14 protein-coding genes are annotated in these 18,024 nt (G+C 67.8%); 6 read left to right on the forward strand and 8 right to left on the reverse strand.

The features are described 5' to 3' along the window. The coding region (locus G3O00_RS28730) for an ATP-binding cassette domain-containing protein (protein WP_206145047.1) at positions 1-235 on the reverse strand (235 nt) is incomplete at its 3' end. 136 nt (positions 236-371) lie between these two features. Here G3O00_RS28730 and G3O00_RS28735 point away from each other — a divergent pair. Then, a complete protein-coding gene (locus G3O00_RS28735; protein ID WP_174936394.1) occupies positions 372-851 on the forward strand; it encodes a glutathione peroxidase in 480 nt (159 codons plus the stop codon). Between the two features lie 66 nt (positions 852-917). Here G3O00_RS28735 and cls read toward each other — a convergent pair whose 3' ends face one another. The 6 genes from cls to dapC all read right to left on the reverse strand — a co-directional run bounded on the left by cls (position 918) and on the right by dapC (position 7,087). After that, positions 918-2,357 (reverse strand): cardiolipin synthase, encoded by a 1,440-nt coding sequence (gene cls / locus G3O00_RS28740; RefSeq protein ID WP_011352474.1) that lies wholly within the window; start codon positions 2,355-2,357, stop codon positions 918-920. Positions 2,358-2,465: 108 nt separating this feature from the next. Further along, positions 2,466-3,374, reverse strand: coding sequence for a 50S ribosomal protein L3 N(5)-glutamine methyltransferase (gene prmB, locus G3O00_RS28745; RefSeq protein ID WP_011352473.1), 909 nt, complete (start codon positions 3,372-3,374; stop codon positions 2,466-2,468). Positions 3,375-3,385: 11 nt separating this feature from the next. After that, positions 3,386-4,525: a succinyl-diaminopimelate desuccinylase gene (dapE, locus tag G3O00_RS28750; RefSeq protein WP_174936392.1), complete on the reverse strand. Its 1,140-nt coding sequence runs from the start codon at positions 4,523-4,525 to the stop codon at positions 3,386-3,388. A gap of 90 nt (positions 4,526-4,615) precedes the next feature. Beyond that, positions 4,616-4,984, reverse strand: a complete 369-nt coding sequence (locus G3O00_RS28755; RefSeq protein WP_206145048.1) for an ArsC family reductase — start codon at positions 4,982-4,984, stop codon at positions 4,616-4,618. Continuing rightward, the gene (gene dapD, locus G3O00_RS28760; RefSeq protein WP_006478479.1) at positions 4,984-5,811 is read right to left on the reverse strand and encodes a 2,3,4,5-tetrahydropyridine-2,6-dicarboxylate N-succinyltransferase; all 828 of its coding nucleotides are present in this window, start codon (positions 5,809-5,811) and stop codon (positions 4,984-4,986) included. Before dapD ends, G3O00_RS28755 begins: the two co-directional genes overlap by 1 nt. A gap of 43 nt (positions 5,812-5,854) precedes the next feature. Next, positions 5,855-7,087 (reverse strand): succinyldiaminopimelate transaminase, encoded by a 1,233-nt coding sequence (gene dapC, locus G3O00_RS28765; protein ID WP_174936390.1) that lies wholly within the window; start codon positions 7,085-7,087, stop codon positions 5,855-5,857. Positions 7,088-7,246: 159 nt separating this feature from the next. On the opposite strand from dapC, the gene G3O00_RS28770 reads away from it, so the two are divergent. From G3O00_RS28770 to def, 5 genes are all read left to right on the forward strand, one after another. Continuing rightward, the gene (locus tag G3O00_RS28770) at positions 7,247-8,188 is read left to right on the forward strand and encodes a DMT family transporter (RefSeq protein ID WP_206145054.1); all 942 of its coding nucleotides are present in this window, start codon (positions 7,247-7,249) and stop codon (positions 8,186-8,188) included. A 139-nt stretch (positions 8,189-8,327) separates the two neighbouring features. Continuing rightward, positions 8,328-11,840, forward strand: coding sequence for a chromosome segregation protein SMC (smc, locus tag G3O00_RS28775; protein ID WP_206145049.1), 3,513 nt, complete (start codon positions 8,328-8,330; stop codon positions 11,838-11,840). 85 nt (positions 11,841-11,925) lie between these two features. After that, positions 11,926-13,215, forward strand: coding sequence for a cell division protein ZipA C-terminal FtsZ-binding domain-containing protein (locus G3O00_RS28780; protein ID WP_206145050.1), 1,290 nt, complete (start codon positions 11,926-11,928; stop codon positions 13,213-13,215). A gap of 166 nt (positions 13,216-13,381) precedes the next feature. Further along, positions 13,382-15,457: an NAD-dependent DNA ligase LigA gene (gene ligA, locus G3O00_RS28785; RefSeq protein WP_206145051.1), complete on the forward strand. Its 2,076-nt coding sequence runs from the start codon at positions 13,382-13,384 to the stop codon at positions 15,455-15,457. Further along, positions 15,454-15,987, forward strand: coding sequence for a peptide deformylase (gene def, locus G3O00_RS28790; RefSeq protein WP_206145052.1), 534 nt, complete (start codon positions 15,454-15,456; stop codon positions 15,985-15,987). Before ligA ends, def begins: the two co-directional genes overlap by 4 nt. Before the next feature lie 91 nt (positions 15,988-16,078). Here the strand turns inward: def and G3O00_RS28795 are convergent. After that, positions 16,079-18,024: pseudouridine synthase (locus tag G3O00_RS28795; protein ID WP_206145053.1), on the reverse strand; the 1,946-nt coding region annotated here is incomplete at its 5' end.

The raw sequence follows: 18,024 nt of genomic DNA on the forward strand, positions 1-18,024 counted from the left end.
CTATCTCGACCGCGGGCGTTTCCTGCGACACATGGGCGATCCGCCACGACGGCGGCATCGAGAAATCGCCGCCGTCCGAGTGCAGCTCTCCGCGCAGGACCGAGAACAGGGTCGACTTGCCGGCGCCGTTTGCACCGATCAGGCCGGCTTTCTCGCCGGGATTGAGCACGAAGGAGGTCGACTCGAACAGCGGCTTGGTGCCGCGCGCAAGGCTGAACTGATTGAAACGGATCACGGCGGAAATGACTGGCCAAAACCGCTATTCTAGACTGCGCGCCGCTCGCGCCGGGCATTGGCCGTTCGGCGGATGCCGCAACGGGGCAATTTCGCCTAGACTCCACGTCGATCCGGTTTCGTAAAAGGAGTGCCCGATGTCCACCCTGTATTCGTTCAGCGCAGAGACGCTTGCCGGCGCGCCGGCCTCGCTCGACGCGTATCGCGGCAAGGTGCTGCTGATCGTCAACACCGCAAGCGAGTGTGGTTTCACGCCGCAGTACGCGGGCCTGCAGAAGCTGTACGACCAGTACGCGGCGCGCGGTTTCTATGTGCTCGGCTTCCCGTGCAACCAGTTCGGCAAGCAGGAGCCCGGCGACGCTACGCAGATCGGCGCGTTCTGCGAGCGCAATTACGGCGTCACGTTCCCGATGTTCTCGAAGATCGACGTGAAAGGCGACCATGCGCATCCGCTGTACCGCTACCTGACCGACGAAGCGCCCGGCATTCTCGGCCTCAAGGCGATCAAGTGGAATTTCACGAAATTCCTGGTCGATCGCGAAGGGCGCATCGTCAAGCGCTACGCGCCGTCGACCAAGCCGGACGAAATCGCCGCGGATATCGACAAGCTGCTGTAACGGCGGCTGGCGGCGTTCGCGGCGCCGGTGCGGATCGCACGGGCGCCGCCGCCGCCGTCCCGGCCGTTAGAGGATCGGCGCGAACAGCCGCGCGACGTGCATCGCGATGCGCCGCCAGGCGGGCGACCGGCGATATTCGCTCGCATCGACCTCGTACGCCTGCGCGAAATCTGCGTCGAGCATCTTCTCGACCTCGTCGGCGAACGTGCGGTCGACGGTCAGCACCATGATCTCGAAGTTGAGGCGGAACGAGCGGTTGTCGAGATTCGCGCTGCCGATCGCCGCCGCGATGCGGTCGATCAGCACGACCTTCTGGTGCAGGAAGCCGGGCCGGTAGCGGAACACCTTGACGCCCGCATCGACCAGGTCGCGTGCGTACAGCTTCGACGCTTCGAACACCACGTAGTGATCGCGCCGGCTCGGGATCAGGATGCGCACGTCGACGCCGCGCATCACGGCGAGCTTCAACGCCGAGATCACGGCTTCGTCGGGGACGAGGTACGGCGTGGTGATCCAGACCCGCTCGCGCGCGGCGTTGATCGCCTCGACGAAGAACAGCGAGCCCGTCTCCTGCTTGTCGGCCGGCCCCATCGGCACCGCGAGGCAATGCATGTTGTCGCCGGGCTGCGCGGGCGGCGGCAACGCGAGCGGCGGCAGCTTCTGCGTCGCCCAGTGCCAGTCTTCGGCGAACACGTACTGGATGCTCGCGACCACCGGGCCGCGGATCTCGATGTGCGTGTCGCGCCACGGCGACAGGCGCGGCTTCGCGCCGAGATACTCGACGCCGACGTTGTGGCCGCCGACGAACGCGCGATTGCCGTCGACGACGACGATCTTGCGGTGGTTGCGGAAGTTGAGCTGAAAGCGGTTGACGAACTTCCGGTTGGTCGCGAACGGGTGGACCTCCACGCCGCCCCGGCGCAGCGTGTCGACGTAGCTGTGCGGCAGGTCGAAGCTGCCGATGCTGTCGTACAGCAGGCAGCAGCGCACGCCGGCTGCCGCGCGCGCGAGCAGCGAGTCGCGCAGCATCCGGCCGAGCGCATCGTCGCGCACGATGAAGAACTGCACCACCACGTAGTCGCGTGCGGCGTCGATGGCCGCCAGGATCGCCGAGAACGTCGCGTCGCCGTTCACCAGCGTGCGCACCGAATTGCCGCCGAGGAACGGCATGCCGCCGAGCCGCGTGAGCGCGAGCACCGCGGCCTGGCCGATTGCATCGGCGGCCGGCCCGTCGGTTGCGTCGGTGCTGAGCCACGGCGAGCGCGGTGTGTGCATGCGCAACATTTCCAGCTCGTGGCGCCGGGCGTCGACGTAGCCGGAGAACTTGCTGCGGCCGAGGAACAGGTACGGAATGAGCGTCAGGTACGGCATGGCCGCGAGCGAGACGGCCCACGCGATCGCGCCTTGCGACGTGCGCGTGTTCATGATCGCGTGGCACGCCGCGACGATCCCGAGCACGTGGATGGTCAGGATCAGGGTGCCGAGATGTAGCCAGTCGAGGGTCATGGGCGCGTGACGGACTCCTGAGGTCGCGCGGCCGGGCGGCCGCCTACGCGCATCTTACCCAACCGTGCGGCGCAACGGTGCACCGCACGGTGGGCGAGCCGGGAACGCTCAGGCCTTGCGGGGCAGATCCGACGCCTGGATCAGGAATACGGCGTCGTCGCCCGCGCTGGTGGGCAGCCACGTGAGCTCGAGGCCGCCGAACGCGGCTTCGACGTTTTCGCGCTCGTTGCCGATCTCGACGACGAGCACGCCGTCGTCGTGCAGCCAGCGATGGGCTTCGGCGACAATGCGTCGCACGATGTCCATCCCGTCATCGCCGCCGGCGAGCGCCATCTCCGGCTCGTGCCGGTATTCGGGCGGCAGCGCGGCCATCGACGACGCGTTCACGTACGGCGGGTTCGTCAGGATCACGTCATAGCGCGAGCCCGGATCGGTGCGGAACGCGGGCAGCGGCGCGTAGAGGTCGCCGCGATGCAGCCCGACGCGGTCTTCGAGGCCGTAGTCGCGCACGTTGATCTCGGCGACTTCGAGTGCCTTGTCGGACAGGTCGACCGCATCGATCTCGGCGTTCGGGAACGCACTCGCCGCGAGGATCGCGAGGCAGCCGGAGCCCGTGCACAGCTCGAGCACCGCGCCGACTTGCTCGGGATCGGCGACGTACGGCTGCAGCCCGTCGTCGAGCAGCTCGCCGATGAACGAGCGCGGCACGATCACGCGCTCGTCGACATAGAAGCGGTGGCCGTGCATCCACGCTTCATGCGTGAGGTACGCGGCCGGCACGCGGTCGGTCGCGCGCCGTTCGATCACCGCGAGCACGGCCGCGATTTCGTCGGGCAGCAGCCGCGCGTCGAGGAACGGCTCGAGCGTGTCGAGCGGCAGGTCGAGCGTGCGCAGCACGAGGTAGGCCGCTTCGTCGTACGCGTTGTCGGAGCCGTGGCCGAACGCGAGCTTCGCCTTCGAGAAGCGCGTGACCGCGTAGCGCAGCAGGTCACGAACAGTGGCAAAAGGTGTCGTCATGCGAGGCTCCATCAGGCGATCAGTTGTTCGAGCACGCGGCGGTACACGTTCTTCAGCGGGTCGACGAAGCGCACTTCGATGTGCTCGTCGATCTTGTGGATGCTGCCGTTCGGCGGGCCGAACTCGATCACCTGCGGGCAGATGCGCGCGATGAAGCGGCCGTCCGACGTGCCGCCCGTCGTCGACAGTTCGGTCGTGATGCCGGTTTCGGTGCGGATCGCGTTTTCCAGCGCGCCCGACAGCTCGCCGCGCGGCGTGAGGAACGGCAGGCCGCTCACCGACCACTTCAGCGTGTATTCGAGACCATGCTTGTCGAGGATCGCGTGCACGCGTGCCTGCAGGCCCTCGACCGTGCTGGCGGTCGAGAAGCGGAAGTTGAACAGCAGGTCGGCGTGGCCGGGAATCACGTTGGTCGCGCCGGTTCCGGCGTGCAGGTTCGACACCTGCCAGGTGGTCGGCGGGAAGTATTCGTTTCCTTCGTCCCATTGCTCGGCGGCGAGCTCGGCGAGCGCCGGCGCGAGCAGGTGGATCGGGTTCTTCGCGAGGTGCGGATACGCGATGTGGCCCTGCACGCCCTTGACGACCAGTTCGCCCGACATCGAGCCGCGGCGGCCGTTCTTCACGACATCGCCGAGCTCGGTGGTCGACGTCGGCTCGCCGACGATGCAGTAGTCCATGCGTTCGCCGCGCGCTTCGAGCAGCTCGACGACCTTCACGGTGCCGTCGGTGGCGGGGCCTTCCTCGTCGCTCGTGATCAGGAACGCGATCGTGCCGCGGTGGCCGGGATGGGCCGCGACGAATTCCTCGGACGCGACGACGAATGCCGCGAGCGATGTCTTCATGTCGGCCGCGCCGCGGCCGTACAGCTTGCCGTCACGATGGGCGGGGATGAACGGCGGCGAGCTCCACTGCTCGAGCGGGCCGGTCGGCACGACATCGGTGTGGCCCGCGAACGCGAGCAGCTTGCCGTCGCGGCCGTCGGTGCCGCGCTTGACGGCCCACAGGTTGGTCACGCCGTGCGACGCGATGGTCTCGCATTCGAAGCCGAGCGCGGTGAGGCGCTCGGTCATGATCTGCTGGCAATGCTGGTCGTCGGGCGTCACGGACGCGCGGGCGATCAGCTGTTCGGTAAGGGCTAGGGTGGCGGACATGGTTCGGACCACTTTCGATAAAAAATGCCGGCGCGGTGGCCGGCAGCGACAAGACGTCGGGCTACGCCGACAGGCGCAGCGCGGGCAGCCCTATGCGGCAAACAGCGCCGCGTATTGATCGGCCGCGAAGCCGAGCGATTTCACGCGGCCGTTGACCACCAGCACGGGGCGCTTGATGACCGACGGCTTGTGGATCATCAGCGCGACCGCGCCGGCCTTCGTTTCGGCGGCCGCCTTCATCGCATCGTCCAGGCCGCGCCACGTCGTGCCGCGCTTGTTGACGAGCGCGTCGAGCGACACGTCCTTCAGCCAGTCCTCGACGAGCGGTGCGCTGACACCGAGCTTCTTGAAGTCGTGAAACTCGAATTCGACGCCGTGATCGTCGAGCCACACGCGGGCCTTCTTCACGGTGTCGCAGTTCGGAATGCCGTAGATGACCACGGTGTGCGGCTTTGCCATCAGTCGCCTCGCAGCAGCTCGTTCAGGCCGACCTTCGCGCGGGTCTTCGCGTCGACCTTCTTGACGATCACCGCGCAGTACAGGCTGTGCGAGCCATCCTTCGACGGCAGGTTGCCGGCGACGACGACCGAGCCGGCCGGGATGCGGCCGTAGCTGACTTCGCCCGTTTCGCGATCGTAGATCTTGGTGCTCTGGCCGAGGTACACGCCCATCGAGATCACCGAGTTTTCCTCGACGATCACACCTTCGACGACTTCCGAGCGCGCGCCGATGAAGCAGTTGTCTTCGATGATGACCGGGTTCGCCTGCAGCGGCTCGAGCACGCCGCCGATGCCGACGCCGCCCGACAGGTGCACGTTCTTGCCGATCTGTGCGCACGAACCGACCGTTGCCCACGTGTCGACCATCGTGCCTTCGTCGACGTACGCGCCGATGTTGGTGTACGACGGCATCAGCACGACGTTCTTCGCGATGAACGAGCCGCGGCGCGCGATGGCCGGCGGGACGACGCGGAAGCCGCCCGCGGCGAAATCTTCAGCGGTGTAGTTCGCGAACTTCGACGGCACCTTGTCGTAGAACTGCGAGTAGCCGCCGGCGGGCATCGGTGCGTTGTCCTCCAGGCGGAACGACAGCAGCACGGCCTTCTTCAGCCACTGGTGCACGGTCCAGTTGCCGTCGATCTTCTCGGCCACGCGCAGCGCGCCTTTGTCGAGCTGCTCGATCGCGTGCGCGACGGCTTCGCGGACGTCGGCCGGTGCGGCCTTCGGCGACAGCTCGGCGCGGTTTTCCCAGGCGGTATCGATGATTTGCTGAAGTTGTTGCGACATGTTCGTTTTCGCAGGAGATGGATGGAATTGATCGGATGGACGATTACCGCGCGAGAGAGCGGCAGAAATCGACGATGCGTTGCGCGCCCTCGACGCATTCGGGGGTGCCCGCGACGAGCGCGATCCGGATGAAATCGCGGCCCGGATTCGTGCCGTGCGCATCGCGCGCGAGGTACGAGCCGGGCAGAACCGTCACATTATAGTCGGCGTACAGGCGGCGGGCGAACTCGGTGTCCGACAGCCCGGTGCGCGACACGTTGGCCCACAGGTAGAACGCCGCGTCGGGCAGCTTCACGTCGATCACGTCGGCCAGCATCGGCGTGACGGTATTGAACTTCTGCAGGTACAGCGCGCGGTTCTCGCGCACGTGCGCCTCGTCGTTCCACGCGGCGATGCTCGCGTGCTGCCAGACCGGCGACAGCGCCGCGCCGTGGTACGTGCGGTACAGCAGGAATTTCTTCAGCAGCGCCGCGTCGCCGGCGACGAAGCCCGAGCGCATGCCCGGCACGTTCGAGCGCTTCGACAGGCTCGACAGCATCACGAGCCGCTCGAAGCCGCGGCCGAGGCGGTGCGCGGCCTCGAGGCCGCCGAGCGGCGGCGCCGCTTCGTCGAAATAGATTTCCGAATAGCACTCGTCGGACGCGATCACGAAGCCGTGGCGGTCGGACAGCGCGAACAGCTCGCGCCAGTCGTCGAGCGTCAGCACGGCACCCGTCGGGTTGCCCGGCGAGCACACGTACAGCAGTTGCGTGCGCGCCCAGACGTCGTCCGGCACGGACCCGTAGTCGCACGCGAAGTTGCGGGCCGGGTCGCTGTTCGCGAAATAGGGTTCGGCACCGGCCAGCAGCGCCGCGCCTTCGTAAATTTGATAGAAAGGATTCGGACAGAGTACGATCGCCTTCTCGCCCTGTTCGGACGGGCGGGCGTCGATCACCGTCTGCGCAAGCGAGAACAGTGCCTCGCGCGACCCCGAGACGGGCAGCACCTGCGTCGCCGGATCGATGGCCGGCAGCCCGTAGCGGCGCTCGAGCCAGTGTGCGATCGACGTGCGCAGCGCGTCCGAGCCGGCGGTGGCCGGGTACGACGCGAGACCGTCGAGCGCGGCCACCACGGCGTCGCGGATCAGCGCCGGGGTGGCATGTTTGGGCTCGCCGATGCCGAAGCTGATCGGTTTGAGGGCGCCGGAGGGCGTCACGTCCTTGAACAGGGCGCGCAGCTTTTCGAAGGGATAGGGCTGGAGCGAGTCGAGTCGAGGGTTCACGGGCGAAGCGGCCATCGCGGCCGGTTGGAGCGAAAGAAGCGGCGGGCGCGCCGCGCGGCTGCGAACGGGCGCCGATGGCGCGCGGGTCGCAACGGACAATTATAGCGTGACGGAATGCGGTCACGGCCCGCCGGAATGGCGGCCGGGCCAGTCGAATAAAGGGTATTGAACCAAATGAATAACGCGGTACGCGGCAGCCTGCCGACGCTGGCCATCCTGATCGGTGCATCGGTATGGGGCCTGATCTGGTATCCACTGCGGATCCTGGCATCGCTCGGCGTGACGGGCACGCTGGCGAGCGCGCTGACGAGCCTCGTCGCCTTCCTGTTCGTGATCGTCGCGCGGCACCGCACGATCTCGACGCTTCGCTGGCACTGGGTGCTGCCCGGCATCGCGGTGACGGCCGGCGTGACGAACCTCGGGTTCGTGTGGGGCACGATCCACGGTGAAGTGCTGCGCGTGATGCTGCTGTTCTACCTGACCCCCGCGTGGACCGCAATCTACGCGCACTTCCTGCTGCGCGAGCGGCTGACCTGGGCGGGCGCGGGGCTCGCGGCGCTGTCGATCGGCGGCGCGATGCTGATGCTGTGGTCGCCGAAGCTCGGCCTGCCGCTGCCGGCCAGCCCGGCGGAATGGGCCGGTCTCGCGGCCGGGTTGAGCTTTGCGATGAGCAATGTGCTCGTGATCAAGGCGAGCCGCGAGCTGCCGGAGATGCGCGCCGAGATGCGCACCGCGACGCTGTTCGGCGGCGCGGCCGTGTTCGGCGCGATCGCGTCGCTGTTCGAGGGAATACCGGCTGCGCCGGCGGGCGGCCACCTCGGCACGGCCGCGCTGATCATCGTCGCGATCGGCGTGACGATGGCGTCGAACAACCTGCTCGTGCAATACGGGCTGGCGCGCGTGCCGGCGAACCGTGCGTCGATCATCATGCTGTTCGAGATCGTGATCACCGCGCTGTCGGCGTGGGTGTTCGCGAACGAGCTGCCGACCGCGCGCGAGTGGGCGGGCGGCGCGTGCATCGTGCTGGCGACGCTGCTGTCGAGCTGGGTCCATCGTGCCGCACCGGCACCGGACAAACCCGGCGACGGTCGGGACAGCGCACGCGCGATGGTATGATGGAAGCCGTTTGCGGGGCCCAACGCTGTATGCGCGCGGCCCCGCTTTTGAATTCCGGGGCGCGTCGCGCGCATGGGCCGTCCGGCCTCGCGCAGTGCGGCTCCGTCCGTTTCACACCTTCTTCACATCCGATACCGCCGTGCGTCTGAGCTCGATCAAACTCGCTGGCTTCAAATCCTTTGTCGATCCCACGCATTTCCAGGTTCCGGGCCAGCTTGTCGGCGTGGTGGGCCCGAACGGGTGCGGCAAGTCCAACATCATCGATGCCGTGCGCTGGGTGCTCGGCGAGTCGCGCGCGTCCGAGCTGCGCGGCGAATCGATGCAGGACGTGATCTTCAACGGCTCGACTGCCCGCAAGCCCGGCAGCCGGGCCAGTGTCGAACTGATCTTCGACAACTCCGACGGCCGCGCGGCCGGCCAGTGGGGCCAGTACGGCGAGATCGCCGTGAAGCGCGTGCTCACGCGCGACGGCACGTCGAGTTACTACATCAACAACCTGCCGGCGCGCCGCCGCGACATCCAGGACATCTTCCTCGGTACCGGCCTCGGGCCGCGTGCGTACGCGATCATCGGGCAGGGCATGATCGCGCGGATCATCGAGGCGAAGCCGGAAGAGCTGCGGGTGTTCCTCGAGGAAGCCGCGGGCGTGTCGAAGTACAAGGAACGCCGCCGCGAAACCGAGAACCGCCTGCACGACACGCGCGAGAACCTGACGCGCGTCGAGGACATCGTCCGCGAACTCGGCGCGAACCTCGAGAAGCTCGAGGCGCAGGCCGTCGTGGCCACCAAGTACAAGGAACTCGTCGCCGATGGCGAGGAGAAGCAGCGCCTGTTGTGGCTGCTGCGCAAGAACGAGGCCGCCGGCGAGCAGCAGAAGCAGCAGCGCGCGATCGAACAGGCGCAGATCGACCTGGAGGCGCAAACCGCGAAGCTGCGCGAGGTCGAGGCGCAACTCGAGACGCTGCGCGTGGCGCACTACTCGGCAAGCGACGCGATGCAGGGCGCGCAGGGTTCGCTCTACGAAGCGAACGCCGAGGTGAGCCGCCTCGAAGCCGAGATCAAGTTCATCGTCGAATCGCGCAATCGCGTGCAGGCGCAGATCGCCGCACTCAATGCGCAGCGCGAGCAATGGCGCGCGCAGGCCGAGAAGGCGCAGGACGAGCTCGAAGAGGCCGAAGAAGCGCGCGCGATGGCCGACGAGAAGGCCGCGCTCGCCGAAGACAACGCCGCCGCGAAGCACGACGCGCTGCCGGCGCTCGAAGCGAAATTCCGCGATGCACAGGCGCAACTCAACGACGAGCGCGCACGGATCGCGCAGACCGAACAGTCGCTGAAGCTCGAAGCCGCGCACCAGCGCAACGCCGACCAGCAGCTCCAGCAGCTTCAGCAGCGCCATGAGCGCCTGAAGAGCGAAGCGGGCGGGCTCGATGCGCCGGATGAAGCGCAGCTCGAAGAGCTGCGCATGCAGCTCGCCGAGCAGGAAGAGATCCTGGCCGAAGCGCAGGCGCGCCTCGCCGACGCGCAGGAAACCGTGCCGCGCCTCGATGGCGAACGTCGTGCCGCGCAGGAGCGCGTGCAGGCCGAAGCCGCGCAGATCCACCAGCTCGAGGCGCGCCTCGCCGCGCTGAAGCAGCTGCAGGAAAACGTTCAGACCGAAGGCAAGGTACAGCCGTGGCTCGACAAGCACGAGCTAGGCGCGCTGCCGCGTCTGTGGAAGAAGCTGCATGTCGAAGCGGGCTGGGAAGCCGCGCTCGAAGCCGTGCTGCGCGAGCGCCTCGCCGCGCTCGAAGTGTCGAATCTCGACTGGGTGAAGGCTTTTGCCACCGACGCACCGCCCGCGAAGCTCGCGTTCTACGCGCCGCCCGCGGCCGGCGAACCGCCGGCGGCCGTGGCCGGCCTGCGTCCGGTGCTGTCGCTCGTGCGCATCGACGATGCGGGCATCCGCGCGGTGCTGAACGACTGGCTCGGCAACGTGTACGTCGCCGACGACATCGCGCAGGCACTTGCAACACGTACGCAGTTGCCGGCAGGCGGCGCGTTCGTCGTCAAGGCCGGCCATATCGTCACGCGAGTCGGCGTGCAGTTGTATGCCGCCGATTCGGAGCAGGCCGGGATGCTGGCCCGTCAGCAGGAAATCGAAAACCTGACGCGCCAGGTGCGTGCGCAGGCGCTGCTCGCCGACGAGGCGCGCACGGCCGCCGTGCGTGCGGAAGCCGCGCACACGCAGGCCACGCAGGCGCTCGGCGACGTGCGAGCGCAGGCCGAACGGGCGACGCAGCGCGTGCACGCGCTGCAGATGGACGTGCTGAAGCTTGCGCAGGCGCACGAACGTTACACGCAGCGCAGCACGCAGATCCGCGAGGAACTCGAGGAAATCGGCGCGCAGATCGAAGAGCAGCGCGCGATGCGCGCGGAGTCGGAAGCGAATTTCGAGCGTTTCGACGGCGAACTTGCAGAACTGCAGGCGCGCTTCGAGGACAATCAGCTCGCATTCGAGGCACTCGACGAATCGCTGACGCAGGCGCGTCAGGAAGCGCGTGACCTGGAGCGCGGCGCGAACGACGCACGTTTCGCCGCACGCAACGCGGTGACGCGGATCGACGAGCTCAAGCGCAGCATCCAGGTTGCGCACGAGCAGAGCGAGCGCGTTGCCGGATCGCTGGAAGACGCACGCGCCGAGCTCGAGACGATCAACGAGCAGACCGCGCACACGGGCCTGCAGGACGCGCTCGAGATTCGTGCGGTGAAGGAAGAGGCGCTGCAGGCCGCGCGGATCGAACTCGACGACCTGACCGCGAAGCTGCGTGCGTCGGACGAGCAGCGGCTCGTCGCCGAGCGCTCGCTGCAGCCGCTGCGCGATCGCATCACCGAATTGCAGTTGAAGGAGCAGGCCGCGCGCCTGTCGGTCGAGCAGTTCGCGGAGCAACTGACGACGGCCGAGGTCGACGAGGAAGCGCTGCGCGAGAAGCTCACGCCGGATCTGAAACCGTCGTACCTGCAGGGCGAAGTCACGCGCCTGAACAACGCGATCAATGCGCTCGGCCCGGTGAACATGGCCGCGCTCGACGAGCTGAAGGCCGCGAGCGAGCGCAAGGTGTTCCTCGACGCGCAGTCGGCCGACCTGATCGACGCGATCACGACGCTCGAGGACGCGATCCACAAGATCGACCAGGAAACCCGTACGCTGCTGCAGGGCACCTTCGACGAAGTCAACCGCCACTTCAGCGACCTGTTCCCGCGCCTCTTCGGCGGGGGCCAGGCGAAGCTGATCATGACGGGCGACGAAATCCTCGACGCCGGCGTGCAGGTGATGGCGCAGCCGCCGGGCAAGAAGAACGCGACGATCCACCTGCTGTCGGGCGGCGAGAAGGCGCTGACGGCCACCGCACTGGTGTTCGCGATGTTCCAGTTGAACCCGGCGCCGTTCTGTCTGCTCGACGAGGTCGACGCGCCGCTCGACGACGCGAACACCGAGCGTTTCGCGAATCTCGTGCGCGCGATGTCCAACAAGACGCAGTTCCTGTTCATCTCGCACAACAAGATCGCGATGGAGATGGCGCAGCAGCTGATCGGCGTGACGATGCAGGAGCAGGGCGTGTCGCGGATCGTCGCGGTGGACATGGAAACCGCCGCGGGTTTTGCCCAGAATTGACGTTTGACGAAACCGGACCGCGTTCGCGCGGCGCATGGGCGCCCGTTCGCGGTTCCGACGAACAAGAATTGCTGATGGAGCGTGCATGGACGAGTTGACACTCGGTTTGATCGGCGCGGGCGCCGTCGTGGTGGGCGGCGTCGTGGTTTACAACGCATGGCAGGGCGCGAAGGTGCGGCGCAGGATGCCGCGCCCGATGCCGGAAGAAGCGGCCGAGGCGATGAACCGCCCCGAACGCGAAGAAGATTTGCCGTTCATCGAGCCGGTGCGTCAGCCGGTGCGTCGCGAGCCCGCGGCACCGGCGCCGGCCCCGGCGGCCGCTACAGCCGGCACGCCGGCCGAAGTCGCACGCGTCGAGCCGACGTTCGGTGGAGCAGCGCCGGCCGACATGCCGGCCGATCTGCAGGCCGAGGCGACCGGTGTCGATACGCCGGCCGAGTCGGTCGAGCCGGTTGCCGGCGAGGACGCCGCACCGGCCCCCACGCACGAAACGCATGCTGAACCGGCAGAGCCGGCCGAACCCGTGCTGCCGGCCGCCACGACGATCTCGTCGGCACCGCCGGCGATCGTCGATCGCCGGATCGACTGCATCGTGCCGATCCGCCTCGGCGGGTTGCTGCCGGGCGACAAGATCCTGCCGGCTGCGCAGCGGCTGCGCCGCGCGGGCAGCAAGCCCGTGCATATCGAAGGCAAGCCGGAGGGCGGCCAGTGGGAGTTGCTGCAGAACGGCGTGCGCTACGAGGAACTGCGTGCGGCCGCGCAGCTCGCGAACCGCAGCGGCGCGCTGAACGAGCTCGAGTTCTCCGAGTTCGTGACGGGCGTCCAGCAGTTCGCCGACGCGATCGACGGCGCGCCGGAATTCCCGGACATGATGGAAACGGTCGCGATGGCGCGCGAGCTCGACGCGTTTGCCGCGCAGTGCGACGCGCAGCTGTCGATCAACGTGATGTCGGACGGCGCGCCGTGGTCGGCAAACTACGTGCAGGCGGTCGCGTCGCAGGACGGGCTGCTGCTGTCGCGCGACGGCACGCGTTTCGTGAAGCTCGACGCGAAGCAGAACCCGGTGTTCATGCTGCAGTTCGGCGACACGAACTTCCTGCGTGACGATCTCACGTACAAGGGCGGCAACATGATCACGCTGGTGCTCGACGTGCCGGTCGCCGAAGAGGACATCCTGCCGTTCCGGCTGATGTGCGACTACGCGAAATCGCTGTCCGAACGGATCGGCGCACGCGTGGTCGACGATTCGCGCCGGCCGCTGCCGGAATCGACGCTGGTCGCGATCGATCAGCAACTGATGAAGCTGTACGCGAAGCTCGAGGAAGCAGGCATCCCGGCCGGTTCGCCGGTCACGCGCCGCCTCTTCAGCCAGTAACGCGAACGCGCGGACGGCGGGCGTCAGCGCCGCCGTTCGTCGCTGCAGCGCACACGCTGCTGTTTGCGCTGCAGCACGCGCATCGGGCGCGCATTGCACGCCCCGCCGCGGCGGCAAACTGAGATAATCGGGCATCCGATTTTCTCAGAACGACTCTGCCGCCAGCATGGCCCGAACCCAAGCCGAACCGCCAGCCAGCCAGCCCGACGCGCGCGCCGCGTGGCTGCGCGATCAACTCGAGCGGGCGAACTACGCCTACTACGTGCTCGACCAGCCGGATCTGCCCGACGCCGAATACGACCGGTTGTTCCGCGAACTGCAGCAGCTCGAAACCGACCATCCCGAACTCGTGACGCCCGATTCGCCGACGCAGCGCGTCGGTGGCGAGGCGGCTGGCGGCTTCACGCCGGTTGTCCATGACGCGCCGATGCTGTCGCTGAACAACGGCTTCGCCGACGAGGACATCGCCGCATTCGACAAGCGTGTCGCCGACGCGCTCGACAAGACGACCGATCTCGCCGGCTCGGTGACGGAGCCTGTCGAATACGCGTGCGAGCTGAAGTTCGACGGCCTCGCGATTTCGCTGCGCTACGAGCAGGGCATATTCGTGCAGGCGTCGACGCGCGGTGACGGGACGACGGGCGAGGACGTGACCGAGAACGTGCGCACGATCCGCTCGATTCCGCTGAAGCTGAAGGGCGAGAATGTGCCGGCCGTACTCGACGTGCGCGGCGAGGTGCTGATGTTCAAGCGCGATTTCGCACGCCTGAACGAACGCCAGCGCGCGGCCGAGCAGCGTGAATTCGCGAACCCGCGCAACGCGGCGGCCGGCAGCTTGCGCCAGCTCGACTCGAAGATCACCGCGCAGCGTCCGCTGTCGTTCTTCGCGTACGGGATCGGCGTGCTCGACGGGATGCCGATGCCCGATACGCACAGCGCGCTGCTCGACTGGTACGAGTCGCTCGGCCTGCCCGTGAACCGCGAGCGCGAGGTCGTGCAGGGCGCCGAAGGCTTGCTCGGTTTCTTCCGCAAGATTGGCGAGAAGCGCGAATCGCTGCCGTACGACATCGACGGCGTCGTCTACAAGGTCAACCGGCGTGACGAGCAGGAGCGCCTCGGCTTCGTGTCGCGCGCACCGCGCTTTGCGCTCGCGCACAAGTTCCCCGCGCAGGAAGCGCTGACCAAGCTCGTCGCGATCGACGTGCAGGTCGGCCGCACGGGCGCGATCACGCCGGTCGCGCGCCTCGAGCCCGTGTTCGTCGGCGGTGCGACCGTGACGAACGCGACGCTGCATAACGAGGACGAAGTACGACGCAAGGACATCCGGATCGGCGATACCGTGATCGTGCGCCGCGCGGGCGACGTGATCCCCGAGGTGGTCGGCGCGCTGCTCGACCGGCGCCCGGCCGATGCGGCCGAATTCGTGATGCCGACCGAATGCCCGGTGTGCGGTTCGAAGATCGAGCGCCTGCCGGACGAGGCGATCGCGCGCTGCACGGGCGGCCTGTTCTGCCCGGCGCAGCGCAAGCAGGCGCTGTGGCACTTCGCGCAGCGCCGCGCGCTCGACATCGACGGGCTCGGTGAGAAGATCATCGACCAGCTCGTCGAGCTGAATCTCGTGCGCACGCCGGCCGACCTGTTCAATCTCGGCTTTGCGACGCTCGCCGAGCTCGACCGGTTCGCCGAGAAGTCGGCACAGAATCTGCTCGACTCGCTCGAGAAGGCGAAGCATACGACGCTCGCGCGCTTCATCTACGGGCTCGGTATCCGTCACGTGGGCGAATCGACCGCGAAGGATCTCGCGAAGCATTTCGGCTCGCTGACGCCGATCATGGACGCATCGATCGAAGAATTGCTCGAAGTCAACGACGTCGGGCCGATCGTCGCCGAGTCGCTCCATCAGTTCTTCGCGGAAGAGCACAACCGGACCGTGATCGAGCAGTTGCGCGCGCCGGGCAAGGTCACGTGGCCGGAAGGGCCGCCCGCGCCGAAGGCGCCGCAGGGCGTGCTGGCCGGCAAGACGGTCGTGCTGACGGGCACGCTGCCGACGCTCACGCGCGATGCCGCGAAGGAAATGCTCGAGGCGGCGGGCGCGAAGGTCGCCGGTTCGGTATCGAAGAAGACGGATTACGTGGTCGCGGGCGCCGAAGCCGGCAGCAAGCTCGTGAAGGCCGAGGAACTCGGCATCCCCGTGCTGGACGAAGACGGTCTGCACCAACTCCTGGAGGGCAATACGCCATGATTCGCGAGATCCTGAAGATGGGCGATCCGCGCCTGCTCGAAGTCGCCAAGCCGGTCGAGCGGTTCGATACCCCCGAACTGCACGAGATCGTCGCGGACATGTTCGAGACGATGCACCATGCGAACGGCGCCGGGCTGGCCGCGCCGCAGATCGGCATCGGGCTGCAGATCATCATCTTCGGCTTCGGCAACAACAACCGCTACCCGGACGCGCCGCCGGTACCGGAGACCGTGCTGATCAACCCGAAGGTCGAGTACATGCCACCGGACATGGAAGAGGGCTGGGAGGGCTGCCTGTCGGTGCCGGGGATGCGCGGCGTCGTCAGCCGCTACGCGAAGGTGCGCTACAGCGGCTTCGACCAGTATGGCGAGAAGATCGATCGCGTCGCCGACGGTTTTCACGCGCGCGTCGTCCAGCACGAATACGATCACCTGATCGGCAAGCTGTATCCGATGCGGATCACCGACTTCACGCGCTTCGGCTTCACGGAAGTGCTGTTCCCGGGGCTCGATCCGGCGTCCGACGACTGATCGTCCGGCGTTCCCGGTTTCTCGCAGGAAACAAAAAAGCCCGCTTGCGCGGGCTTTTTCATTGCGTGGTGCGCGTGTGGCGCACCCGCGGTCAGAACGTCTCGTCGGCCGACAGATAGCGCCATTGTCCCTGCGGCAGTGCGCCGAGCATCACGCGGCCCATCCGCACGCGCTTCAGGCCGATCACGTCGAGGCCCACCAGTTCGCACATGCGGCGGATCTGGCGTTTCTTGCCTTCGCGCAGCACGAAGCGCAACTGCTCGCCGTTCTGCCAGCTCACCATCGCGGGCTTCAGCGCGACGCCGTCGAGCTCGAGGCCGTGGCGCAGCTTCGCGAGCGATTCCGCGGGGAAGTGCTGGTCGATGTCGATCAGCCGTTCGCCGAAGCGCACGCGCACCAGGTACTCCTTGTCGATGTCCGACTGCTCGCCGATCAGTTGCTTCGCGACTACGCCGTTCTGCGTCAGCACGAGCAGGCCGGTCGAATCGATGTCCAGGCGGCCGGCCGGTGCGAGTGCGTGCAGGTGCTGCGGCGAGAAGCGCACCGGCGAATGGTCGCCGCTCCAGCGGTTCGCGCGCGTGATCAGCACGGCGGCGGGCTCGTAGCCGTCTTCCGCCTGGCCCGACACGTAACCGACCGGCTTGTGCAGCAGGATCGTCACTTGCGCGGCCTGCGCGGCGCTCGCGCGTTCGTCGATCTCGATTTTCTGGTCGGCGCGGACCTTGGTGCCGAGCGTGTCGATGCGTTCGCCGTCGACGAGCACCCAGCCCTTTTCGATCCATTCGTCAGCTTCGCGGCGCGAGCACATGCCGAGCTCGGACATCCGCTTCGACAGGCGCATCAGGCCCGTTTCGTCGCCGTAGTCGACGTCGGCCGAGGCGCGCTTGACCGGTTGCGCGGTCTTGACCGCACCGAACGAGCGACGCTCGCCGTCGCGTGCGGGGCGGGCCGGGCGGTCGCCGAAGCTGCGCTTCGCGCCTTCGCCGGCAGGCTTGTCGCGATACGACGGGCGCTTGCCGTCGTCGGCGCCTGCGCGGCGCGGGCGGTCATCGTCGTTGCGGCGCGGCGGGCGATCGGACGACGTGCGGCGGTCGCCGAAGCTGCGCTTTGCGCCTTCGCCGGATGCGTTGTCGCGATAAGGTGCGCGTGCGCCGCCTTCACTGGAACCTGCGCGACGCGGACGTGCATCGTCATCGCGACGCGGCGGACGATCCGACGACGTGCGGCGGTCGCCGAAGCTGCGCTTTGCACCTTCGCCGCCTGCGTTGTCGCGATACGGTGCACGTGCACCGCCTTCGCTGGAACCTGCGCGACGCGGGCGCGCATCGTCATCGCGACGCGGCGGACGATCCGACGACGTGCGGCGGTCGCCGAAGCTGCGCTTCGCACCTTCACCGCCTGCGTTGTCGCGATACGGTGCACGTGCGCCGCCTTCACTGGAACCTGCGCGACGCGGACGTGCATCGTCATCGCGACGCGGCGGACGATCCGACGACGTGCGGCGGTCACCGAAGCTGCGCTTCGCGCCTTCACCGCCTGCGTTGTCGCGATACGGTGCACGTGCGCCGCCTTCACTGGAACCTGCGCGACGCGGACGTGCATCGTCATCACGGCGCGGCGGACGATCCGACGACGTGCGACGGTCACCGAAGCTGCGCTTTGCGCCTTCGCCACCGGCGTTGTCGCGATAAGGTGCGCGTGCGCCGCCTTCACTGGAACCTGCACGACGCGGACGTGCATCGTCATCGCGACGCGGCGGGCGATCGGACGACGTACGGCGGTCGCCGAAGCTGCGCTTCGCGCCTTCGCCGGATGCGTTGTCGCGATACGGCGCGCGTGCGCCGCCTTCGCCACCTGCACGACGCGGACGTGAGTCGTCATCGCGACGCGGCGGGCGATCGGACGACGGGCGACGGTCGCCGAAGCTGCGCTTCGCGCCTTCACCGGCCGCGTTGTCGCGATAAGGGGCGCGCGTGCCGCGTTCGGCACCGCCGTCACGCGGCGCACGCTTGGCCGGGGCGCGATCCGCGCCCGGGC

Origin of the sequence: Burkholderia sp. Ac-20384 (assembly GCF_017104605.1) — a bacterium.
Classification (GTDB): Bacteria; Pseudomonadota; Gammaproteobacteria; order Burkholderiales; family Burkholderiaceae; genus Burkholderia; species Burkholderia lata.

Bases quoted from the DNA above. Each gene is read 5' to 3' on its own strand.
- dapE (WP_174936392.1), bottom strand. From the start codon at position 4,525: ATGTCCGCCACCCTAGCCCTTACCGAACAGCTGATCGCCCGCGCGTCC.
- dapC (WP_174936390.1), bottom strand. From the start codon at position 7,087: ATGGCCGCTTCGCCCGTGAACCCTCGACTCGACTCGCTCCAGCCCTAT.
- cls (WP_011352474.1), bottom strand. From the start codon at position 2,357: ATGACCCTCGACTGGCTACATCTCGGCACCCTGATCCTGACCATCCAC.
- prmB (WP_011352473.1), bottom strand. From the start codon at position 3,374: ATGACGACACCTTTTGCCACTGTTCGTGACCTGCTGCGCTACGCGGTC.
- G3O00_RS28770 (WP_206145054.1), top strand. From the start codon at position 7,247: ATGAATAACGCGGTACGCGGCAGCCTGCCGACGCTGGCCATCCTGATC.
- def (WP_206145052.1), top strand. From the start codon at position 15,454: ATGATTCGCGAGATCCTGAAGATGGGCGATCCGCGCCTGCTCGAAGTC.
- G3O00_RS28735 (WP_174936394.1), top strand. From the start codon at position 372: ATGTCCACCCTGTATTCGTTCAGCGCAGAGACGCTTGCCGGCGCGCCG.
- G3O00_RS28755 (WP_206145048.1), bottom strand. From the start codon at position 4,984: ATGGCAAAGCCGCACACCGTGGTCATCTACGGCATTCCGAACTGCGAC.
- dapD (WP_006478479.1), bottom strand. From the start codon at position 5,811: ATGTCGCAACAACTTCAGCAAATCATCGATACCGCCTGGGAAAACCGC.
- ligA (WP_206145051.1), top strand. From the start codon at position 13,382: ATGGCCCGAACCCAAGCCGAACCGCCAGCCAGCCAGCCCGACGCGCGC.
- G3O00_RS28780 (WP_206145050.1), top strand. From the start codon at position 11,926: ATGGACGAGTTGACACTCGGTTTGATCGGCGCGGGCGCCGTCGTGGTG.